This window comes from Caballeronia sp. EK (assembly GCF_014384845.1).
In the GTDB taxonomy this organism is placed as follows: Bacteria; Pseudomonadota; Gammaproteobacteria; order Burkholderiales; family Burkholderiaceae; genus Caballeronia; species Caballeronia jiangsuensis.
Genome location: NZ_JACSUE010000003.1, coordinates 569888 through 589422 on the forward strand (window position 1 = coordinate 569888; position 19535 = coordinate 589422).

Below are 19535 nucleotides of genomic sequence, written 5' to 3' on the forward strand. Positions count from 1 at the left end.
CGCAGCCGGTCCAATCCTCCATCCTTGATACCACTATGTCGCAACAACTTCAGAGCATCATCGATACCGCCTGGGAAAACCGCGCCGAGCTGTCGCCCAAGGCCGCGCCCGCCGAAGTCCGCGAAGCCGTCGCGCACGCCATCGAGCAGCTCGACAAAGGCCAGATGCGCGTTGCCGAGAAGCGCGACGGCGACTGGATCGTGAATCAGTGGCTGAAGAAAGCCGTGCTGCTGTCGTTCCGCCTGGAAGACAACGCGCCGATGCCCGCGGGCGGCTACTCCCAGTTCTACGACAAGGTGCCCTCGAAGTTCGCCAGCTACACGGCCGAAGACTTCGCGGCGGGCGGCTTTCGCGTCGTGCCGCCGGCCATCGCGCGCCGCGGCTCGTTCATCGCGAAGAACGTCGTGCTGATGCCGTCGTACACGAACATCGGCGCGTATGTCGATGAAGGCACGATGGTGGACACATGGGCCACCGTCGGCTCGTGCGCGCAGATCGGCAAGAACGTGCATCTGTCGGGCGGCGTGGGCATCGGCGGCGTGCTGGAGCCGCTGCAGGCGAACCCGGTCATCATCGAGGACAACTGCTTCATCGGCGCGCGTTCGGAAGTGGTGGAAGGCGTGATCGTCGAAGAAAATTCCGTCATTTCGATGGGCGTGTATCTCGGCCAGTCGACCAAGATCTACGACCGCGAAACCGGCGAAGTCAGCTACGGCCGCATTCCGGCGGGCTCGGTCGTCGTGGCGGGCAATCTGCCTTCGAAGGACGGCTCGCACAGCCTGTACTGCGCGGTGATCGTCAAGAAGGTCGATGCCAAGACGCGCGCGAAGGTCGGCCTGAACGAACTGCTGCGAGGCGACTGATCGTGGCGCGCGGCTCGACCCCGACCACGGTCGTCTACGGCATCCCGAATTGCGACACCGTGAAGAAAGCGCGCGTGTGGCTGGAAGAGCACGGCGTGCCGTTCGAGTTTCACGACTTCAAGAAGGCTGGCGTGTCGAACGCGCTGATCCAGGACTGGCTGAAGGACGTGCCGCTCGACCAGCTCATCAACAAGCGCGGCACGACGTGGCGCGGCTTGTCCGACGTGCACAAGGCCGAAGCCGATACGACCGGCGGCGCGATCGCGCTGATGATCCACAAGCCGTCGATCATCAAGCGGCCGGTCGTCGTCGTGAACGGGCGCGTGAAGACGCTCGGATTTTCCGCCGAGCAGTACGAAACGCTCTTCGCCTGAAGTGAACGCGATGACTGTGAACTCGACGGTCATCGCAAGATTGCTACGAGTGCCGGCCTGCGCGCCGGCATTTTTTTATCGTATCGATTCAATACGACCATGTCCGGCACCCTCTCCCTCACCGAAGCGCTGATCGAACGCGCATCCGTCACGCCCGACGATCAGGCTTGTCAGGCGCTCATGATCGAGCGGCTTGCGGCGATCGGCTTCGAATGTGAAACGATCGAATCGGGCGGCGTCACCAACCTGTGGGCCGTGAAGCGCGGGACGGACGCTTCGGCCAGATTGCTCGCGTTCGCCGGCCACACCGATGTCGTGCCGACCGGCCCGCTCGAACAATGGACCTCGCCGCCCTTCACGCCCACTCACCGCGACGGCAAGCTTTTCGGCCGTGGCGCGGCGGACATGAAGGCGTCGCTCGCGGCGTTCGTCGTGTCGAGCGAAGAGTTCGTCGCAAAGCATCCGGAGCATCGCGGCACGCTCGCGTTTCTCATCACGAGCGATGAAGAAGGCCCCGCGACCGACGGCACGATCAAGGTCGTCGAAGCGTTGCAGGCGCGCGGCATACGGCTCGACTACTGCATCGTCGGCGAGCCGACATCGAACGCCACGCTCGGCGACATGGTCAAGAACGGCCGGCGCGGCTCGATGACGGGCAAGCTCGTCGTCAAGGGCGTGCAGGGACACATTGCGTATCCGCATCTCGCTAAGAATCCGGTGCATCTGCTCGCGCCCGCGCTCGCAGAACTCGTCGCCGAGCGCTGGGACGACGGCAACGAATACTTCCCGCCGACCACCTGGCAAGTGTCGAACCTGCACTCCGGCACCGGCGCGACCAACATCATTCCCGGCCACGCCGAACTGATGTTCAACTTCCGCTTCTCGACGGCGAGCACGGTCGAAAGCCTGCAAAGCCGCGTGCACGCGATTCTCGACCGGCACGGCCTCAACTACGATCTGACATGGATCGTGAGCGGCCTGCCCTTTCTCACGCCGCGCGGCGCGCTGTCGGAGGCGCTCGAAAAAGCCATCGCCGATGAAACCGGCGTGCGCACCGAACTGTCTACCACGGGCGGCACCTCCGATGGACGCTTCATCGCGCGCATCTGCGATCAGGTCGTGGAGTTCGGCCCGCCCAACGGCACGATTCACAAGATCGACGAGCATGTCGAAGTGCGCTTCATCGAGCCGTTGAAGAACGTGTACCGGCGCGTGCTCGAAGCACTGATTGCCTGAATTCAATCTCACACAATAAAAAGGAGCCTTCGATGGCGCTGCCCTTCACCACCGTGCGCGACCTGCTGCGCTTCGGCGTCTCGCGCTTCACCGAAGCAGGCCTGTCGTTCGGCCACGGCTCGGCCAATGCCTACGACGAAGCCGCGTATCTGATCCTGCATACGCTGCATCTGCCGCTCGACACGCTCGACCCGTTCCTCGACGCGCGCCTGCTCGACGAGGAAATCGACGCCGTCATGAAAGTGATCGAGCGCCGCGCGAAGGAACGCATTCCCGCCGCGTACATCACGCAGGAAGCCTGGATGCACGGCCGCCGCTTCTATGTCGACGAGCGCGTGATCGTGCCGCGCTCGTTCATCGGCGAACTGCTGCAGGACGGCTTGCAGCCGTATGTCGCCGATCCGGATCAGGTCACGCGCGTGCTCGAACTGTGCACCGGCTCGGGGTGTCTTGCGATTCTCGCGGCGCAGGCCTTCGAGAACGCCGATGTCGATGCCGTCGACATCTCCGCCGATGCGATCGCGGTCGCGCGCCGCAACGTCGACGAATACGGACTCGGCGAGCGCGTGAGTCTCTACGAAGGCGACCTGTACGCGCCGCTGCCGTCCGCGCGCTACGAGGTGATCATCACCAACCCGCCCTACGTCAACGCACAGGCGATGCAGGCGCTGCCGGAAGAGTACCGCCACGAGCCCGAACTCGCGCTCGCGGGCGGCGCGGACGGCATGGACGTCGTGCGGCGCATCGTGCGCGACGCGCGCAACTGGCTGACCGAGGACGGCGTGCTCGTCGTCGAAATCGGCAACGAGCGGCCGAACGTCGAAGCCGCACTCGGCGGCCTCGATCTCGTCTGGCTCTCGACCAGCGCCGGCGACGACAACGTGTTCCTGATCCAGGCCGCCGATCTCCCGGCGTAAACCCTCTGCCTGACAGAACGTTGCGGCGACGCACGCGGCAACGTTCGCCAACACTTCGCGCGGAAGGGTTGGGTAAGATGGCAAATCGCCATTAGCGAAGCACTTCGCTCCCTCTCGCGCCTATGCAAGCATCCGACTGGCTACACCTCGGCACGCTCGTGATGGCCGCGCATGTCCTCGGCGTGATCGCCGCGATCCATGCCGTCATCAACACTCGCACGTCGCAAGGCGCGGTGGCGTGGGCGGTGTCGCTCGTCGCGATGCCTTACTTCACGCTGATTCCCTACCTCTTTCTCGGCCGCAGCAAGTTCGCGGGCTATATCGACGAGCGGCGGCTGGAAATCGAAATCCTGCGCAGCCGCTCGAAACCCGCTGAATGGGACTCGGGCGCACGCAGCGATGCGCCCGAAACGGCAGCGCTCGTCGATGCCAGCGGCGCGCGCGGCGAGATCGCGCCGGGACCGGCGGCCTATCTCGGCAATCCGACTATCCGCACGTTGCAGCGGCTCTCCGGCATGCCGTTCCTGCGCGGCAACTCGGCGCGCGTGCTTATCAATGGCGACGCCACCTTCAACGCGATCCTCGAAGCGATCGCCGCGGCAGAACGCTATGTCGTCGTGCAGTTCTTCATCGTGCGCGCCGACGAACTCGGCGACAAACTCAAGGACGCGCTCATCAAAAAGGCCCAGGCGGGCGTGCGCGTGTACTTCCTTTACGACAGCATCGGCAGCTTCGACCTGCCGCATCGCTACGTGAACGCGTTGCGCGCGGGCGGCGTCGAGGCGCATCCGTTCGCGGCCACGCGCAAGTTCGTGCATCGCTTTCAGATCAACTTCCGCAATCATCGGAAGATCGTCGTGGTCGACGGCAAGTGCGCGTTCGTCGGCGGGCATAACGTGGGCGTCGAATATCTCGGCGGCAATCCGCGGCTTTCGCCGTGGCGGGACACGCACGTGGAAGTGCGCGGTCCGGCGGTCGCGAGCATCCAGTTCGTGTTCACCGAAGACTGGTACTGGGCGACGCAGCGCTTGCCCGAACTCGGCCCCGCGCCGCATTCGGACGGAAACATGCACTGCATGGTGCTGTCGAGCGGCCCCGCCGACAAACAGGAAACCTGCTCGCTCTTTTTCGTCGAGGCGATCAACGCGGCCCGCGAACGTATCTGGATCACGTCGCCCTATCTGATTCCCGACGAAGCCGTGTTCTCGGCGTTGAGGCTCGCGGTGATGCGCGGCGTGGACGTGCGCATCCTGATTCCGAGCCGGCGCGATCATCGCGTGGTGTTCGCGGCGTCACGGCTTTATGCGTACGATCTCGTCCAGGCGGGCGTGCGCATCTTTCGCTACCAGCCGGGCTTTCTGCATCAGAAGGTCGTGCTCGTCGACGACATCGCCGCTTCGATCGGCAGCGCGAATCTCGACAACCGGTCGTTTCGCCTGAACTTCGAGATCACGGTGCTGACGGTCGATCGCGCGTTCGCGAGCCAGGTCGAATCGATGCTGCTCGCGGACTTCGCGGAATCCTTCGAGATCGACAGCGACGACTATCGCGGCAAGGCGTTCTGGCGGCGCATGGCGATGCACGTTGCGCGCCTTTTCTCGCCGATCCTGTGAGCGCGCCCGACGCTCAGAGCAGCTTCTCGATGTCCTCGGTGATCGACTCCGGTTTCGTTTGCGGCGCATAACGCTTGATGACACTTCCCTTGCGATCGACGAGAAACTTCGTGAAGTTCCATTTGATCGCCTCGATGCCGAGCAGGCCCGGCTCCTTGTCCTTCAGGTATTTGTAGAGCGGATGCGCGTTCGCGCCGTTCACCTCGATCTTGGCGAACATCGGAAACGTGACGCCGTAGTTCTTCTCGCAGAAAGCGCCGATCTGCCCGGCGTCGCCCGGTTCCTGCTTGCCGAACTGGTTGCACGGGAAACCGAGAACCTCGAAACCGCGCGCCGAGAATTGCTGGTAGATCTCCTGCAAACCCTTGTACTGCGGCGTGAAACCGCATTCGCTCGCCGTATTCACGATGAGCAGCACCTTGTCGCGGTAGGTGTCGAGACCGACGGTCGAGCCGTCGAGTGTTTCGGCCGTGAAGCCGTAGATGCCTTCGTTGGCTGCGCTCATGGCGTGCTCCGCGAAATGAAGTCGATGAGAGATAGGCGATGCTAACCCGGCGCGCGTTCGTCTGCCATTGGCCGAACGGCCGACCCCTGCCTCGCAGGCGGTCCGGTCTAAAATAGCGCTTTCCCTCAAAAGCCGCGCCCCTTCGCCGCCCCTCCGACGTGATCCGTTTCAATCAGTTCAGCTTGTCCCGCGGCACCAAGCCGCTCTTCGAAGACACGAGCTTCACGCTCAACCCGGGCGAGAAAGCCGGTCTCGTCGGCGCGAACGGCGCGGGCAAGTCCACGCTCTTTTCCGTGCTGCGCGGCGAGCTGCACGCGGACGGCGGCGATTTTTCGATGCCGCCGTCGTGGCGCATCGCGCATGTCGCGCAGGAAACGCCCGCGGTGGTCCGCAGCGCGCTCGATTACACGCTCGACGGCGACACGCATCTGCGCGACATCGAGGCGCGTATCGCGGCGGCCTCAGCCGCGCACGAAGGCGCCGCCGAAGCCGAAGCCCACGCCGCCTTCGCCGACGCCGACGGCTACACCGCGCCCGCGCGCGCCGAAACGCTTCTGCTCGGCCTCGGCTTCACGCTCGAGCAGACGCGAGAGCCGGTAACGAGCTTCTCGGGCGGCTGGCGCATGCGGCTGAATCTCGCGCAGGCGCTGATGTGCCCGTCCGACCTGCTGCTCCTCGACGAACCGACCAACCACCTTGACCTGGACGCCATCGTCTGGCTGGAAGACTGGCTCGGGCGCTATCCGGGCACGCTCGTCGTCATATCGCACGACCGCGAGTTTCTCGATTCGGTCTGCAATGTCACGCTGCATCTGGAGAATCGTCAGGTGAAGCGTTACGGCGGCAACTACAGCCAGTTCGAAGTGCTGCGCGCGCAGCAGATCGCGTTGCAGCAAAGCGCGTATGAAAAGCAGCAGAAGACCGTCGAGCATCTGCAAAGCTTTATCAACCGTTTCAAGGCCAAGGCAACCAAGGCGAAGCAGGCGCAAAGCCGCGTGAAGGCGCTGGAGAAGATGGAGCTCATCGCGCCCGCGCATGCGAGTTCGCCCTTCACGTTCGAATTCCGCGAGCCCGATGCCGCGCCCAATCCGATGATGGTCATGGAGAGCGTGCGCTGCGGCTATCACAACGACGCGGGCGGCGAGATTCCGATCGTCGAGGGCGTGACGCTGTCGATCCAGAACGGCCAGCGCATCGGCTTGCTCGGCGCGAACGGCCAGGGCAAGTCCACGCTCATCAAGACGCTCGCGCAGACGCTCGAACCGCTTTCCGGCGACGTGCGACAGGGCAAAGGCCTGCAAATCGGCTATTTCGCGCAGCATCAGCTCGAAACCCTGCGCCCCGACGATTCCGCGATTCAGCATCTCGCGCGCCTCGCGCCCGACACGCGCGAGCAGGAACTGCGCGATTTCCTCGGCAGCTTCAACTTTTCCGGCGAGATGGCGACGGCGAAAATCGCGCCCTTCTCGGGCGGCGAGAAGGCGCGGCTCGCGCTGGCGCTCATCATCTGGCAGAAGCCGAATCTGCTGCTGCTCGACGAGCCGACCAACCACCTCGACCTCGAAACGCGCCACGCGCTGACCATGGCGCTCGCGCAGTTCGAGGGCACGCTGATTCTCGTGTCGCACGACCGGCATCTGCTGCGCGCGACCACCGATACCTTCATGCTCGTCGCGAAGCATCGTCTGAATCCTTTCGACGGCGATCTCGACGATTACCGCGACTGGCTCCTGCAACACGCCGCCGAGACGCGCGCGGCGGCGAAGGAAGCGGGCGGCGCGGCAGCGGGCGACGCGCAGGACAGCGGGCTCAATCGCAAGGAGCAGCGCCGGCAGGAAGCTCAGGAGCGGCAAAAGTTTGCGCATCTGAGGAAGCCGCTGCAATCGCGCATCGCGAAGATCGAGAAGGAGATGGAAAAGCTCAACGCGGAGAAGACGCAGCTCGATGCGTTCGTCGCCGAGCCCGCGAGTTACGAAGCCGCGATGAAAACGAAACTCACCGAGACGATCCGCCGTCAGGGCGAAGTCAATGCGCGCCTCGAAACGCTCGAAATGGAGTGGCTCGAAACGCACGAGGAACTGGAGCAGATCGGCTCATAACCGGAGATCGACGACTTGACGCCTTCTCTTACCGGCCTGCGCGTGCTCGATCTGACGCGGCTTCTCCCGGGTCCCGTCGCCACCTTGCGGCTCGCCGAGCTCGGCGCCGACGTGCTCAAGATCGAGCCGCCCGGCGAAGGCGACTACGCGCGCACGATGCTGCAAACCGAAGCCGACCGGCAAAACGACACGCCGAGCGCGTTCTATCGCATCGTCAATCGCGGCAAGCGGCAACTCACGCTCGATCTCAAAACGGACGAAGGCCGCGCGAAGCTGATCGAGCTCGCGCGCGACGCGGATGTTCTGGTCGAAAGCTTCCGCCCTTCGGTGATGGCGCGGCTGGGCGTCGGCTATGACGTGTTGCGCGACGCGAATCCGAAGATCGTCTACTGCGCGATCACGGGCTTCGGCAGCGACGGCCCGTTTGCGCACAAGGCCGGTCACGACCTGAACTACATCGCGTATGCGGGCGTGCTCGATCAGCTCGCGACGCGTGACGGCACGCCTGTCGCGCCGAACTTTCAGTTGGCGGATCTGCTCGGCGGCGCGCTCTCGGCCGTCATGGAAATACTCGCGGCGGCGTGGCATGTCGCACGCGGCGGCGAAGGCCGCTGCCTGAATGTCTCGATGACGCACGCGACGCACGCGCACAACGTGATGGCGCATATCGCGCTCGCCAATGCCAACGAAGCGGGGACGCGGGCCGGAGCAGGCCTCCTGAACGGCGGCGTGCCCTGCTACGACGTGTATCGCACGCGCGATGACCGCTTCGTCGCGGTCGGCGCACTGGAACTGAAGTTCTGGCAGACCTTGTGCGAGGCGCTCGGCCGTCCCGACTGGGCGACGCGGCACTGGAGTCTCGGACAGGCGATCGGCGGAGCGGACGCGGCGGAATTGTCGGCGCAGCTTGCCGCGCGCTTTCGTGAGCGCACGCGCGACGAATGGATGACGCTGCTGGAACCGCTCGACTGCTGCGTTGCGCCCGTGCTCACGCCCGCCGAAGCGGCAGCGCATCCGCTCTTTCGGGAAGCCTAACGCCGGGGCAGAACCTGGCGCGGCTGGTGCTCGTCGTCGACGAGCACGTGCTTGCGGCCCGTCACATGCTGGCGAATGGTCGCGACGACCTGATCCTCGGTGATATCGGCCGCGACGACGCGGCGCGAGATCTGCCCTTGCTCGTCGATCCATTCGACGATCCGGCAACCGCTGCCCCAAGGCTGCTGAAGCGGCGCCGAGACGCGGCATCCGCGCAGATGGAACGCGGGCTTCAGCCGGGTTGATTTTGAGTGTTTCAATGCGTGGTCCTCTCGATCCTTCCAGCCCCTTCGCCTTTTGAACTGCCTCGAGCAAAGTTGGCCAGGTCCGTAGCCCCGTAAGGATAGAAAAACCGCGCCTCGCTTGGGTTACATAGAGCAACCAGATTCTTACGCCCCGTTACGAAGGGCCCGATCACTTCGTCATTCGAGATCGCGAACGCGGTCGATTGCTTCCTCGATGCGGTCCACCGCGATCACCTTCAGGCCGTCGATCGCCTGTTTCGGCGCGTTCGCCTTCGGAATCAGCGCAATCGAGAAGCCGAGCTTGGCGGCTTCCTTCAGACGATCCTGACCGCGCGGCGAGGGCCGGATTTCACCGGCCAGCCCCACTTCGCCGAACGTGATGAGGCCCTTGGGCAGCGGCTTGTTGCGCATCGACGAGTGAATGGCGAGCAGCACGGCCAGATCGGCGGCGGGCTCGGTGATCTTCACGCCGCCGACCGCGTTCAGGAACACGTCCTGATCGAAACACGCGATGCCCGCGTGCCTGTGCAACACGGCCAGCAACAGCGCGAGCCGGTTCTGCTCCAGACCGACCGCGAGCCGGCGCGGATTGGGCACGTGCGCCGTATCGACGAGCGCCTGCACCTCGACCAGAAGCGGCCGCGAGCCTTCCTGGGTCACGAGCACGCACGAACCCGGCACGCTCTGCTCGTGTTGCGACAGGAACAGCGCCGACGGATTCGCCACGCCGCGCAAGCCCTTCTCCGTCATCGCGAAGACGCCGAGCTCGTTGACCGCGCCGAAGCGATTCTTGAACGCGCGCACGAGCCTGAACGACGAATGCGTGTCGCCCTCGAAATACAGCACGGTATCGACGATATGTTCGAGCACGCGCGGCCCCGCGAGACTGCCCTCCTTCGTCACGTGCCCGACCATGATGATCGACGTGCCCGTCTGCTTGGCGATGCGCGTCAGTTGCGCCGCGCACTCGCGCACCTGCGCGACCGAGCCGGGCGCGGACGTCAGCGCTTCCGAGTAGATGGTCTGAATGGAGTCGATCACCGCGACTTCGGGCCGTTGCTCGTCGATGGTCGCCTGAATTTTTTCGAGCTGGATTTCCGCCAGCAATCCAAGATCGCCGACCGCGCTCGCTTCGCCGATCAACCCGAGCCGCTGCGCGCGCAACGCGATCTGCGCGCCGGATTCCTCGCCGCTCACGTAGAGCGCGGGGCGCTCGCGGGCGATTTCCGCGAGCGATTGCAACAGCAGCGTCGATTTGCCGATGCCCGGATCGCCGCCGATCAGCACCACGCCGCCCGGCACCAGACCGCCGCCCAGAACGCGGTCGAACTCGCCGACGCCGGTCGTGAAGCGCGGCACGTCCGACGCCTCGATTTCAGCGAGCTTGCGCACAGGCGAACTCTTCGCGAGCGCCTGAAAGCGATGCGCCGACGCCGCTTGCTCCACCGATTCCACCAGCGTGTTCCACGCCCCGCACGCGGCGCACTGGCCCGTCCATTTCGGCGACTGTCCGCCGCATTCGCTACACGTATAGAGCGTTTTTGCTTTTGCTGCTTTCGCCACACAGAGCCTTGCTTCGAATTGCGTCGTTGACGCTGAAAGAGTTATTCCGCGCGCACCGGCACGCGCTGCGCGATCGCGCACATGAGTTCATAGCCGATGGTGCCCGCCGCGCTGGCGACGTCGTCAATCGGCAGATTCGCGCCCCACAGTTCGACGCGCGAACCGATGCCCGCACCCGGGCACGGCGTGAGGTCGACGGTCAGCATGTCCATCGATACGCGGCCGACGAGTTTCGTCCTCACGCCATCGACGATCACCGGCGTGCCTTCCGGCGCCACGCGCGGATAGCCGTCCGCGTAGCCGCACGCGACCACGCCGACGCGCATCGATGTGCCCGCCGTATACGTCGAGCCATAGCCGATGCTGCTTCCCGCATCGACCGTCTGCACGGCGATCAGCTCGGACTGGAACGTCATCGCGGGCTTGAGCCCGGTGCCGGCGATATCGGCGGTCACGCCCGACGGTGACGCGCCGTACAGCATGATGCCCGGCCGCACCCAGTCGACATGCGCGCCCGGGTGCCACAGCACCGCCGCCGAATTGGCGAGGCTGCGCGCGCCCGAAATGCCTTCCGCGCCGCGCTCGAACGCCTCGAGTTGATGCGCGATGCCGCGCGGGGCGTCGGCATCGGAAAAATGGGTCATGAGCGTGATCTGACCGATGCCCTGCACGGCGCGCGCCCGCTCCCACGCGGTACGGAACTTTTCCGGCGTGTAGCCGAGGCGGTTCATGCCGCTGTTCATCTTCAGCTGGATGTTGATGGGCTTCGAGAGGCGCGCCATTTCCAGCATGCGCAACTGCTCGTCGCAGTGCACGGCCGTAGTCAGGCTGTAGCGGTCGATCACGTCGATGTCGGTCGGCCGGAAAAAGCCTTCCAGCAAAAGAATCGGTCCCGCCCAGCCCAATTCACGCAACTTCGCGGCTTCTTCGAGGTCGAGAAGGCCAAAGCCGTCTGTTGCGCGCAAGCCGGGGAACGCTCGCGCGAGTCCGTGGCCATACGCATTGGCCTTGACGACGGCCCAGATCTTGGATTTCGGCGCGTACTTGCGTGCAATGGCGAGGTTGTTGGCGAGTGCGGCGGTGTGGATCGTTGCAGAAAGGGGGCGAGGCATGAGCGTTTGGTGGAATTGCAGTGAGTGCGGTCCAAAAGGTGAGCATACGACAGCGGGACGCGTCGCGCTGCTCCGACCGGGACACCTTGCGAATCAGTATCTTATGAGGAATCTCAGGCACGAACGTGTCATTTCTCGCGCGATCGAGATTACTGCTAGTCAGAATGCGCCTATTTTCGTGTTATAAAGCCGTGCGCACAACCCATTTCGAAAGGCATAAGCCCGAGCGCATGACAGGCGCCCGGGGCGGATCACCCGCAGTGAGGAAAGCTTCGGATCAGATGAAAAAAGGTTTTTACACCATCATGGCCGCGCAGTTTTTCTCTTCGCTGGCCGACAACGCTCTACTGATCGCTGCCATTGCACTGCTGAAAGACCTTCACGCGCCGAACTGGATGACGCCGTTGCTCAAGCTGTTCTTCGTCCTGTCGTATGTGATTCTCGCGGCTTTCGTCGGTGCTTTCGCGGATTCCCGGCCCAAGGGCCACGTGATGTTCGTGACCAACACGATCAAGGTCGTCGGTTGCCTGACCATGCTCTTCGGCGCGCATCCGCTGCTCGCGTATGGCATCGTCGGCTTCGGCGCCGCCGCGTATTCGCCGGCGAAGTACGGCATTCTCACCGAACTCCTGCCAGCCGACCGACTCGTCGCCGCGAACGGCTGGATCGAAGGCACGACCGTCGGCTCGATCATTCTCGGCACCGTGATGGGCGGCGCGCTCATCAGCCCGCATATCGCGAGTCACCTGTTGTCGCTGAACATTCCGCGCATCCACACGCCCGCCGAAGCCGCGATGCTCGTGATCGTGCTGATGTACATCGTCGCCGCGATGTTCAACCTGCGCATTCCCGACACCGGCGCACGCTATCCGAAGCAGGAAACGCGGCCGCTCAAGCTCATCACCGATTTCGCCGACTGTTTTCTCGTGCTGTGGCGCGACAAGCTCGGCCAGATCTCGCTCGCCGTCACGACGCTCTTCTGGGGCGCGGGCGCGACGCTGCAATTCATCGTGCTGAAATGGGCCGAAGTGTCGCTCGGCATGACGCTTTCCCAGGCGGCGATCCTGCAGGCGGTGATCGCGGTCGGCGTCGCGGTGGGCGCGGTGCTCGCGGCCGCGCGCGTGCCGCTCAAGCGCTCGTTGAGCGTGCTGCCTGTGGGCATCATCATGGGCCTCGCCGTCATGCTGATGGCCTTCTACACGCGCCACCTCTTTCCCGCGCATTGGGGCATCTACTTCGGCAAGATGCACTTCCCCGGCTATCTGCTCGTCGCGTATCTGTTCCTGATGATCGTCGGCGGCCTGTCGGGCTTTTTCGTCGTGCCGATGAACGCGCTGCTCCAGCATCGCGGACACGTGCTGCTTTCCGCCGGACATTCCATCGCCGTGCAGAACTTCAACGAGAACCTCTCGGTGCTCGTCATGCTGTGCCTCTACGCGGTGCTCGTGTGGCTCGACATGCCGATCCAGTTCGTCATCGTGCTGTTCGGCTCGTTCGTCTGCCTGATGATGTACTTCGTGATGCGGCGGCATCAGGCCAATCAGCGCGCGTTCGATTCGGTCGCGCTGATCGGCGAAGCGCGGCACTGAGACGTCGCGCGCCTTCATTTCGATCGACTCCATCATGCTCGCCGCCGACCTCTTCTCGTTCGTCAATCGCGTGCGCGAACGCGCGCCGCTCGTGCACTGCCTGACGAATCTCGTCGTCACGAACTTCACCGCGAACGTGCTGCTCGCGATCGGCGCCGCGCCGGCAATGGTTGTCGCGCGCGAGGAAGTCGGCGAGTTCGCGCCCATCGCCAATGCGCTGTCGGTCAATCTCGGCACGCTCGACGTGCCGCAGAGCCGCGCGATCCGCGCCGCCGTCGAGGCCGCCAACGGCGCGGGCAAGCCGTGGGTGCTCGATCCGGTCGCGGTCGGTCCGCTCGCGTTCCGCACGGAGTTCGCGCTCGATCTGCTCGATTCGAAGCCCGCGGTGATTCGCGGCAACGCGTCGGAGATCATCAGCCTGTCGGGCGGCGCCGCGAGCGGGCGCGGTGTCGACAGCACCGCCGCCACCGATGCCGCGCTCGATGCCGCGCAAGTCCTCGCGCTGAAGACGCAGGCCGTGGTCGCGGTGACGGGCCAGACCGATTACGTGACCGATGGCCGCCGCGTGATCGCGCTGTCGAACGGCTCGCCGCTGATGACGCGCGTGACGGGCGTCGGCTGCGCGCTCTCCGCGACGGTCGCGGCGTTCGTCGGCACGGCATCGGATCGCGACGAGTTCTGGGCCGCGACGGTCGCCGCGATCGCGTATTCGACCATCGCGGGCGAACTCGCCGCGCGCGACGCGGCCCTGCCCGGCAGCTTTGCCGTCGCGTATCTGGACCGGCTCGCCTCGCTCGATGCCGAAGCGTTCGAGAAAACGCTCGTGCAGCGCGATATCGTTTCCGGATGATCATGCGCGCTTCGTTCGATCTCTCGCTCTATCTCGTGCTCGATCCCGTGCAGTGCGGCGGCCACGATGCCACGATCGCCGTCGCGCGCGCCGCGCTCGAAGGCGGCGCGACCATCGTGCAACTGCGCGCACCCGAATGGCACAAGCGCGCGTGGTTCGACCTCGCGCGCGCGGTGTTGCCGATCACGCGCGCGCACAACGTGCCGTTCGTCATCAACGATCATGTCGATGTCGCGCTGGCCGTCGGCGCCGATGGCGTGCATATCGGGCAACGCGATCTTCCCGCCGATGCCGCGCGTCGGTTGCTCGGGCCGGATGCGCTAATCGGTTTGTCGGTATCGAATCTCGATGAAACCGCGGACGCGCAAAAGCTCGCGGGCGTCATCGACTATCTCGGCGCGGGACCGGTGTACGCGACGCCGACGAAAACCGACGCCTCCACGCCTTGTGGCATCGACGGCCTCGCTGAAATCTGCGCCGCCGCGCGCTTGCCGACCGTGGCGATCGGCGGCATCCAGGCGCATAACGCCGCCGACGTGATGCGCGCGAAGCCCGCCGGTCTCGCCGTGGTCTCGGCCATCTGCAAGGCCGCCGACCCGCGCGAAGCCGCCGCGGCATTGCGTGCCACCGTCCTGCGCGCCCGAATCTGATCTCGATATGTCCGCCACGAAAACCATTCCCAACGTGCTCACGATCGCAGGCTCCGACTCGGGCGGCGGCGCGGGCATCCAGGCCGATCTGAAGGCCTTCTCCGCGCTCGGCGCGTACGGCGCGAGCGTCGTCACGGCGCTTACCGCGCAGAACACGCGCGGCGTCACGGCGGTCCATGCGCCGGAACCGGCGTTCATCACCGCGCAACTCGACGCTGTGTTCGACGACATTCGCATCGATGCCGTGAAGATCGGCATGCTGGCGAACGCGGGCATCGTACGCGCGGTCGCCGATGCGCTGAAGCGTCATCGGCCCAAGCATGTTGTGCTCGATACCGTGATGATCTCGAAGAGCAATCACGCGCTGCTCGCGCCGGACGCGGTCGCCGCGCTGCGCGACGAACTGCTGCCGCTCGCGACGCTCGTCACGCCGAATCTGCCGGAAGCGGCCGCGCTGCTCGGCGTCGAAAGCGCCGTCGATGAAGACGCGATGGTCCGTCAGGGCGACGCATTGCGCGCGCTCGGCGCGCAGGCCGTGCTGATGAAGGGCGGCCATCTCGCGTCATCCGACAGTCCCGACTGGCTCATCGAGGCGAGCGGTTCGCTCAGGCTCGGCGGCGCGCGCGTGCCGCTCAAGAATACGCACGGCACGGGCTGCACGTTGTCGTCGGCGATCGCCGCGCTGATCCCGCAAACCGGTGATCTCGCGAGCGCGACGGCCGAAGCAAAGCGCTATCTGACCGGCGCGATCGAGGCGAGCGTGCGGCTCGACGTCGGTCACGGCGTCGGTCCGGTGCATCACTTCTATCGCTGGTGGTAATCGGCGCGGCAATCAGGGCGCCGATGCGGCGAACTCGCGCGCACGCGCGGGCCAGTCGTCCGGCACGATGAAACCGCGCGATTCCTCGATCCATTTCCCCGCGTCGTCACGCGCATAAGCCGCGATCATCGTCGGCGCGATGGTCGTTTCCAGACGCGCGCGGATCGCATCCGATTCCGCGATCAGCGTCGCGGCGGCGGCCGCATCGAGACGCCGCGACGCGAGCCACGCCATGCGCGGCTGCACGACCCACGCGCGCGCATCGTCCGATACGTTCGCCCGCGCCTCGCGCCATTCCGACGCCGTCAGCCACCATCCGCGCAAATGACTCGCGCCGATCTCGGGCGCCGGCTCGACATGCGCGTCGCCGACGCCGTGATAGAAGAGCCGCCCCTTGATGAACAACTGCGCACGCCACGGCCCTTCGAAGCCGAGCGCGGCGAATTCCGCGCGCGAGGTCATGGCGAGCTGATGCGTGACGAGCCGCGCGTGCTTCAGATCGAAGCGGTCCTGGAGATTCGGGCCGACATAGTCGGACAGACGCACGGCACTGGCTGCATCGGCATCGCCGATATGCAGGTAGAACTTCACCGCCAGTTCCCAGTGCAGCCGGACGCCGTTCGCCGATTCGAGCAGAAAATCGCATTCGCCGATGGTGCGCCGCTGGCGTCGCAAAGGCACGTTCGCCGCGACGAGGCGCGCCGCCGGTCCGTGCGAGAGGAAGAATCGGATGAGGCTCTCGGCGTAGATGCCGAGGCGCGTGAGCTTGGGATCGCGCGCGTGATCGTGGAGCGGCTGCGGCGCGGCATCGAGCGTCGCGAGCCAGTCGAGCGTTGCGTCGCGCTCTTGTGTCGAGGCGAGCGGATGCGCGAGAGGCACGTCGCTCTCGCGCAATAGATCGGGCGCAAAAAGCAGCCAGGCGAGATCGCGGACCGTGACGTCGTCGAAACGATCGACGAGTCGCGTGAGCTCGCTCGCCTGCGTGGCCATCAGACGCCGCCCTTCTGCGCTCCTTGCTCGACGCCGAGCGCGGCGAGCGCCTCGCGATACGTGTTGCGCGCGAGGCAGAGATCGGCCCACGCCTTCGACTTGTCCTGAAGGCTGCGCAACAGATAGGCCGGGTGATACGTGACGATGACCGGCACGCCGCGGTACTCGTGCACGCGTCCGCGCATCGACGCGATGCTGGCCTCGTTCTTAAGGAGACTTTGCGCGGCGAAGCGCCCCATCGCGACGATGACCTTCGGCTTCACGAGCTCGACCTGCCGTTGCAGATACGGCTCGCAGCGCGCGACTTCATCGAGTTCGGGATTGCGGTTGCCGGGCGGGCGGCACTTGATCACGTTCGCGATATAGACGTTCGACTGACGCGACAGCGTGAGCGCGCGCAGCATGTTGTCGAGCAGCTTGCCGGCCTGGCCGACGAACGGTTCGCCCTGCTTGTCCTCGTTCTCGCCCGGCGCTTCGCCGATCAGCATCCAGTCCGCTTCGCGATCGCCGACGCCGAAGACCGTGTTCGTGCGGCGCTCGCACAGCCGGCAGCGCTCGCAGTTCGCGACGCGTTCGGCGAGCGCATCCCAGTCGAGCGTGTGGACGTCGCTCGGTGCTTCGACGGCGGCGGCTTCGGCGTGCGCGGGCGCGTCGTCGGTCCAGGGAAGATCGTCGTAGGCGTCCAGCGGCGGTACGTCGGATTCCGGCTGCACGACGACGGGCGACGACGGCTCGGCGGGCTTCGGCGCTTGCCGCATTTCGACGGGCGCGGGCGCTTCCGGCTCCGGCGCGGCGGATTCAACGGATTCAACGGATTCAACCGACTCAACCGCCTCGACAGGCGCCACGGAGACGACACCCCGCCGCACCCAGACCGGCCCGATCCCCAGTTCTTCAATCAACGATTCATCGAGCGCCATGCGCACTCTCCTTCGAAAACGACAGACGCATGACGATTGCGTCCTCGCGCGAGCGATGCCGCGCGGGGTAATAGTTCTTGCGGCGTCCGATAGCCGTGAAGCCGAAGCGCTCGTATAGCTGGATCGCGCGTGGATTGGACGGCCGCACTTCGAGCAGCACGCCTTCGAGCTTCTCCGTGCGCGTGATGCGCACCGCTTCGCGCAGCAGCGTGAGTCCCGCGCCCGCGCGCTGCGCCGCCGGCGCGACGCACAGATTGAGCAGATGCATCTCGTCGACGACAGGCATCAGCACGCAATAACCGATGAGCGTGCCGGTCACATGGCGCAAACACACGCCGTAATAGCCGTTACGCAGCGAATCCTGGAAATTGCCGCGGCTCCAGGGAAACTCGTAGGCGAGCTTTTCGACCGCGGCGACTTCGTCGAGGTCGGCTTCGGTCATCGGCGTGAGATACCGATCGGCCAGCAGCACCCCGCTCACCGAATCGCCTCCTCGCGAGCCCGCATGCGCTCCGCCGTCGTCTGGGCGACCTTGTCGCGCACGTATTCCGGCGCGGCGTGCTCGGGCGCGACCGTGCGACCCGCCCGCAACGCACGCAAGCCGATGAGCGCGAGCGGCAAAGCATGCGGTAACGCCTCACGATCGACACGCGCGGCGGCGGCCACCGCCGGCAGGCGATCGCCGAACGCCGCCGCTGCATTGCCGGCGAGCGTGAACGGCACGTCAGGCAGCGGGAGCGCGCCGGGTGCATCGAGTGCGGCGCCGTGCAGCGTGCGCCAATCGCCTGCGACGGCATCGAATTCGAAGTCGGCCCAGTACACCTCGTCCATGCGGGCATCGAGCGCCGCGAGTACGCGCGGCGGGACCGACGGATCGTTCAGCCGCACGCCTTCCGCGCAGGCGAGCAGCGTGCTCACCGGCACGACCGGCACGCTCAGGCCAAACGCCAGCCCTTGCGCGACGCCCGTCGCGGTGCGCAGGCCAGTGAACGAGCCGGGGCCCGCACCGAATGCGATCGCGGCGCAATCAGCGAGCGCGAGGCCGGCGTCATCGAATAGCTCGCGCACGGCGGGCAAAAGACGTGTGCTCGAAACGGCGCCGGTCGCCTCGTGGCGAAACCAGACGCGCGTGTCGCCGCTTGAATATTGCGGTGCGACGGCAGGTTGAACGGCGGCGGAAGCGGTGTCGGCGAGCAGGAGCGCGACGGAGCAAAACTCTGTCGACGTATCGAGGGCGAGCAAAACGGTGCGTGTCATAGCCGGTATTGTAATGCGGGACATGCGCCGCATTCGCGCCATCCGCACAGGCGGCGCGATCCGGATCGCGTCTGGTAGGCATCCTCGGTTGGAGGAAAGCCTCGACCTGTCTCGCCCGCCTCGCTTGCTAAGATCGTCCGGTCCTATCTCGATAAGAACGGAGAACGCATGACCGACATCGATCAGCAATTCGCTGCCGCCCAGACCGACGTGACCCAGTTGCCCGAGCGTCCCGGCAATCTCACGCTGTTGCGTCTCTACGCGCTGTTCAAGCAGGCGAGCGTAGGCGATGTGCAAGGCGACAAGCCGGGTTTCACGGACATCGCCGGCAAGTACAAATACGAAGCGTGGGCCGCGCTCGAAGGCACCCCTGCCGACGATGCGAAAGCGCGCTACGTGGAACTCGTCGAGTCGCTCAAGCGAGGCGAAGCGGCCTGACGCTCTTCCGGATGACACGCCGCGCCCTCGATGCCCTGCGATGGCGCGGCCACGCTTCAAAATGTGGCGCGGTGCAGCAAATTCAGATATACTTGCGGCTAGCGCTCGACTGCGGGTTGCCTGCTTCTTCGGCAAAGCCTCGCGCAGCAAGGCGCTTCGTAGCGTTTCGCCCCAATCCAGTTTAGAAACTGTCCCCTCCCTGCTAGGCCGTTGCGCGGTTTTATTGCGCGCAGTATGTTTCGCGGCCCGTCATGCATCAGGCTGACGTCAGCGCCCGTCGTTCATGTTCGAACGATAGAGCCTGCCGTATCCGATACAGCTTCTAACAAAACATGCTCGCCGCACGTTCGCGCGAGCAGCCCCCGTTTTTCGATTTGCTCGCTGTTTCTTCGCTCGCTGAATCCAACGACTTGGGTATGCCGATTGGCGCCGACGCCTTATTCCTCGTTTCAAGGATCG

General features: G+C 65.3%; 20 protein-coding genes. 12 read left to right on the forward strand and 8 right to left on the reverse strand.

Features of this window, described 5'->3' with window-relative positions; translation table 11 throughout:
* Positions 1-35: 35 nt before the first annotated feature.
* From dapD to cls, 5 genes are all read left to right on the forward strand, one after another.
* Positions 36-863, forward strand: a complete 828-nt coding sequence (gene dapD / locus IAG25_RS11355; protein WP_187604919.1) for a 2,3,4,5-tetrahydropyridine-2,6-dicarboxylate N-succinyltransferase — start codon at positions 36-38, stop codon at positions 861-863.
* Positions 864-865: 2 nt separating this feature from the next.
* On the forward strand, positions 866-1237 hold the full coding sequence (locus tag IAG25_RS11360; protein ID WP_061117578.1) for an ArsC family reductase: 372 nt from the start codon (positions 866-868) through the stop codon (positions 1235-1237).
* A 99-nt stretch (positions 1238-1336) separates the two neighbouring features.
* A complete protein-coding gene (dapE, locus tag IAG25_RS11365; RefSeq protein WP_187604920.1) occupies positions 1337-2473 on the forward strand; it encodes a succinyl-diaminopimelate desuccinylase in 1137 nt (378 codons plus the stop codon).
* 32 nt (positions 2474-2505) lie between these two features.
* Complete coding sequence (gene prmB, locus IAG25_RS11370) at positions 2506-3390, forward strand: 50S ribosomal protein L3 N(5)-glutamine methyltransferase (protein ID WP_187604921.1); 885 nt, start codon at positions 2506-2508, stop codon at positions 3388-3390.
* A gap of 122 nt (positions 3391-3512) precedes the next feature.
* Positions 3513-5003, forward strand: coding sequence for a cardiolipin synthase (gene cls / locus IAG25_RS11375; RefSeq protein ID WP_187604922.1), 1491 nt, complete (start codon positions 3513-3515; stop codon positions 5001-5003).
* A gap of 13 nt (positions 5004-5016) precedes the next feature.
* On the opposite strand, the gene IAG25_RS11380 is transcribed toward cls, so the two are convergent.
* Positions 5017-5508, reverse strand: a complete 492-nt coding sequence (locus IAG25_RS11380; RefSeq protein ID WP_187604923.1) for a glutathione peroxidase — start codon at positions 5506-5508, stop codon at positions 5017-5019.
* Positions 5509-5666: 158 nt separating this feature from the next.
* Between IAG25_RS11380 and IAG25_RS11385 the strand changes: the two genes are divergently transcribed.
* Together IAG25_RS11385 and IAG25_RS11390 are read left to right on the forward strand one after the other, a co-directional pair.
* Complete coding sequence (locus IAG25_RS11385; RefSeq protein WP_187604924.1) at positions 5667-7607, forward strand: ATP-binding cassette domain-containing protein; 1941 nt, start codon at positions 5667-5669, stop codon at positions 7605-7607.
* Positions 7608-7622: 15 nt separating this feature from the next.
* Positions 7623-8642 carry a CaiB/BaiF CoA transferase family protein gene (locus tag IAG25_RS11390; RefSeq protein WP_187604925.1) on the forward strand — a complete coding sequence of 340 codons (1020 nt, stop codon included), beginning with the start codon at positions 7623-7625 and terminating at the stop codon, positions 8640-8642.
* Here IAG25_RS11390 and IAG25_RS11395 read toward each other — a convergent pair.
* From IAG25_RS11395 to alr, 3 genes are all read right to left on the reverse strand, one after another.
* A complete protein-coding gene (locus IAG25_RS11395; protein WP_187604926.1) occupies positions 8639-8902 on the reverse strand; it encodes a DUF2866 domain-containing protein in 264 nt (87 codons plus the stop codon). The genes IAG25_RS11390 and IAG25_RS11395 overlap by 4 nt on opposite strands.
* A gap of 162 nt (positions 8903-9064) precedes the next feature.
* A complete protein-coding gene (gene radA, locus IAG25_RS11400) occupies positions 9065-10450 on the reverse strand; it encodes a DNA repair protein RadA (protein WP_187604927.1) in 1386 nt (461 codons plus the stop codon).
* Between the two features lie 41 nt (positions 10451-10491).
* A complete protein-coding gene (alr, locus tag IAG25_RS11405) occupies positions 10492-11562 on the reverse strand; it encodes an alanine racemase (protein WP_187604928.1) in 1071 nt (356 codons plus the stop codon).
* Positions 11563-11843: 281 nt separating this feature from the next.
* Here alr and lplT point away from each other — a divergent pair, with 281 nt between their 5' ends.
* The 4 genes from lplT to thiD are packed head-to-tail and all read left to right on the forward strand — an operon-like array spanning position 11844 to position 15471.
* Entirely contained in the window at positions 11844-13151 is a 1308-nt protein-coding gene (gene lplT, locus IAG25_RS11410) for a lysophospholipid transporter LplT (RefSeq protein WP_035503501.1), read from the forward strand.
* 34 nt (positions 13152-13185) lie between these two features.
* Positions 13186-14001: a hydroxyethylthiazole kinase gene (gene thiM, locus IAG25_RS11415; protein WP_187604929.1), complete on the forward strand. Its 816-nt coding sequence runs from the start codon at positions 13186-13188 to the stop codon at positions 13999-14001.
* A gap of 2 nt (positions 14002-14003) precedes the next feature.
* The gene (gene thiE, locus IAG25_RS11420) at positions 14004-14651 is read left to right on the forward strand and encodes a thiamine phosphate synthase (RefSeq protein ID WP_187604930.1); all 648 of its coding nucleotides are present in this window, start codon (positions 14004-14006) and stop codon (positions 14649-14651) included.
* Positions 14652-14658: 7 nt separating this feature from the next.
* Positions 14659-15471, forward strand: a complete 813-nt coding sequence (thiD, locus tag IAG25_RS11425) for a bifunctional hydroxymethylpyrimidine kinase/phosphomethylpyrimidine kinase (RefSeq protein WP_187604931.1) — start codon at positions 14659-14661, stop codon at positions 15469-15471.
* 12 nt (positions 15472-15483) lie between these two features.
* On the opposite strand, the gene IAG25_RS11430 is transcribed toward thiD, so the two are convergent.
* Genes IAG25_RS11430 through tsaB form a run of 4 tightly spaced genes read right to left on the reverse strand, consistent with a single transcriptional unit; the run spans position 15484 to position 18638 of the window.
* Positions 15484-16461, reverse strand: a complete 978-nt coding sequence (locus tag IAG25_RS11430; protein WP_187604932.1) for a DUF1853 family protein — start codon at positions 16459-16461, stop codon at positions 15484-15486.
* Positions 16461-17381: a uracil-DNA glycosylase gene (locus IAG25_RS11435; protein WP_187604933.1), complete on the reverse strand. Its 921-nt coding sequence runs from the start codon at positions 17379-17381 to the stop codon at positions 16461-16463. The genes IAG25_RS11430 and IAG25_RS11435 overlap by 1 nt, the downstream gene beginning before the upstream one ends.
* Entirely contained in the window at positions 17368-17862 is a 495-nt protein-coding gene (gene rimI / locus IAG25_RS11440) for a ribosomal protein S18-alanine N-acetyltransferase (protein ID WP_187604934.1), read from the reverse strand. The genes IAG25_RS11435 and rimI overlap by 14 nt, the downstream gene beginning before the upstream one ends.
* Positions 17859-18638: a tRNA (adenosine(37)-N6)-threonylcarbamoyltransferase complex dimerization subunit type 1 TsaB gene (gene tsaB / locus IAG25_RS11445; RefSeq protein WP_187604935.1), complete on the reverse strand. Its 780-nt coding sequence runs from the start codon at positions 18636-18638 to the stop codon at positions 17859-17861. The genes rimI and tsaB overlap by 4 nt, the downstream gene beginning before the upstream one ends.
* Before the next feature lie 168 nt (positions 18639-18806).
* On the opposite strand from tsaB, the gene IAG25_RS11450 reads away from it, so the two are divergent.
* The gene (locus IAG25_RS11450) at positions 18807-19076 is read left to right on the forward strand and encodes an acyl-CoA-binding protein (RefSeq protein WP_035503494.1); all 270 of its coding nucleotides are present in this window, start codon (positions 18807-18809) and stop codon (positions 19074-19076) included.
* Positions 19077-19535: the final 459 nt, after the last annotated feature.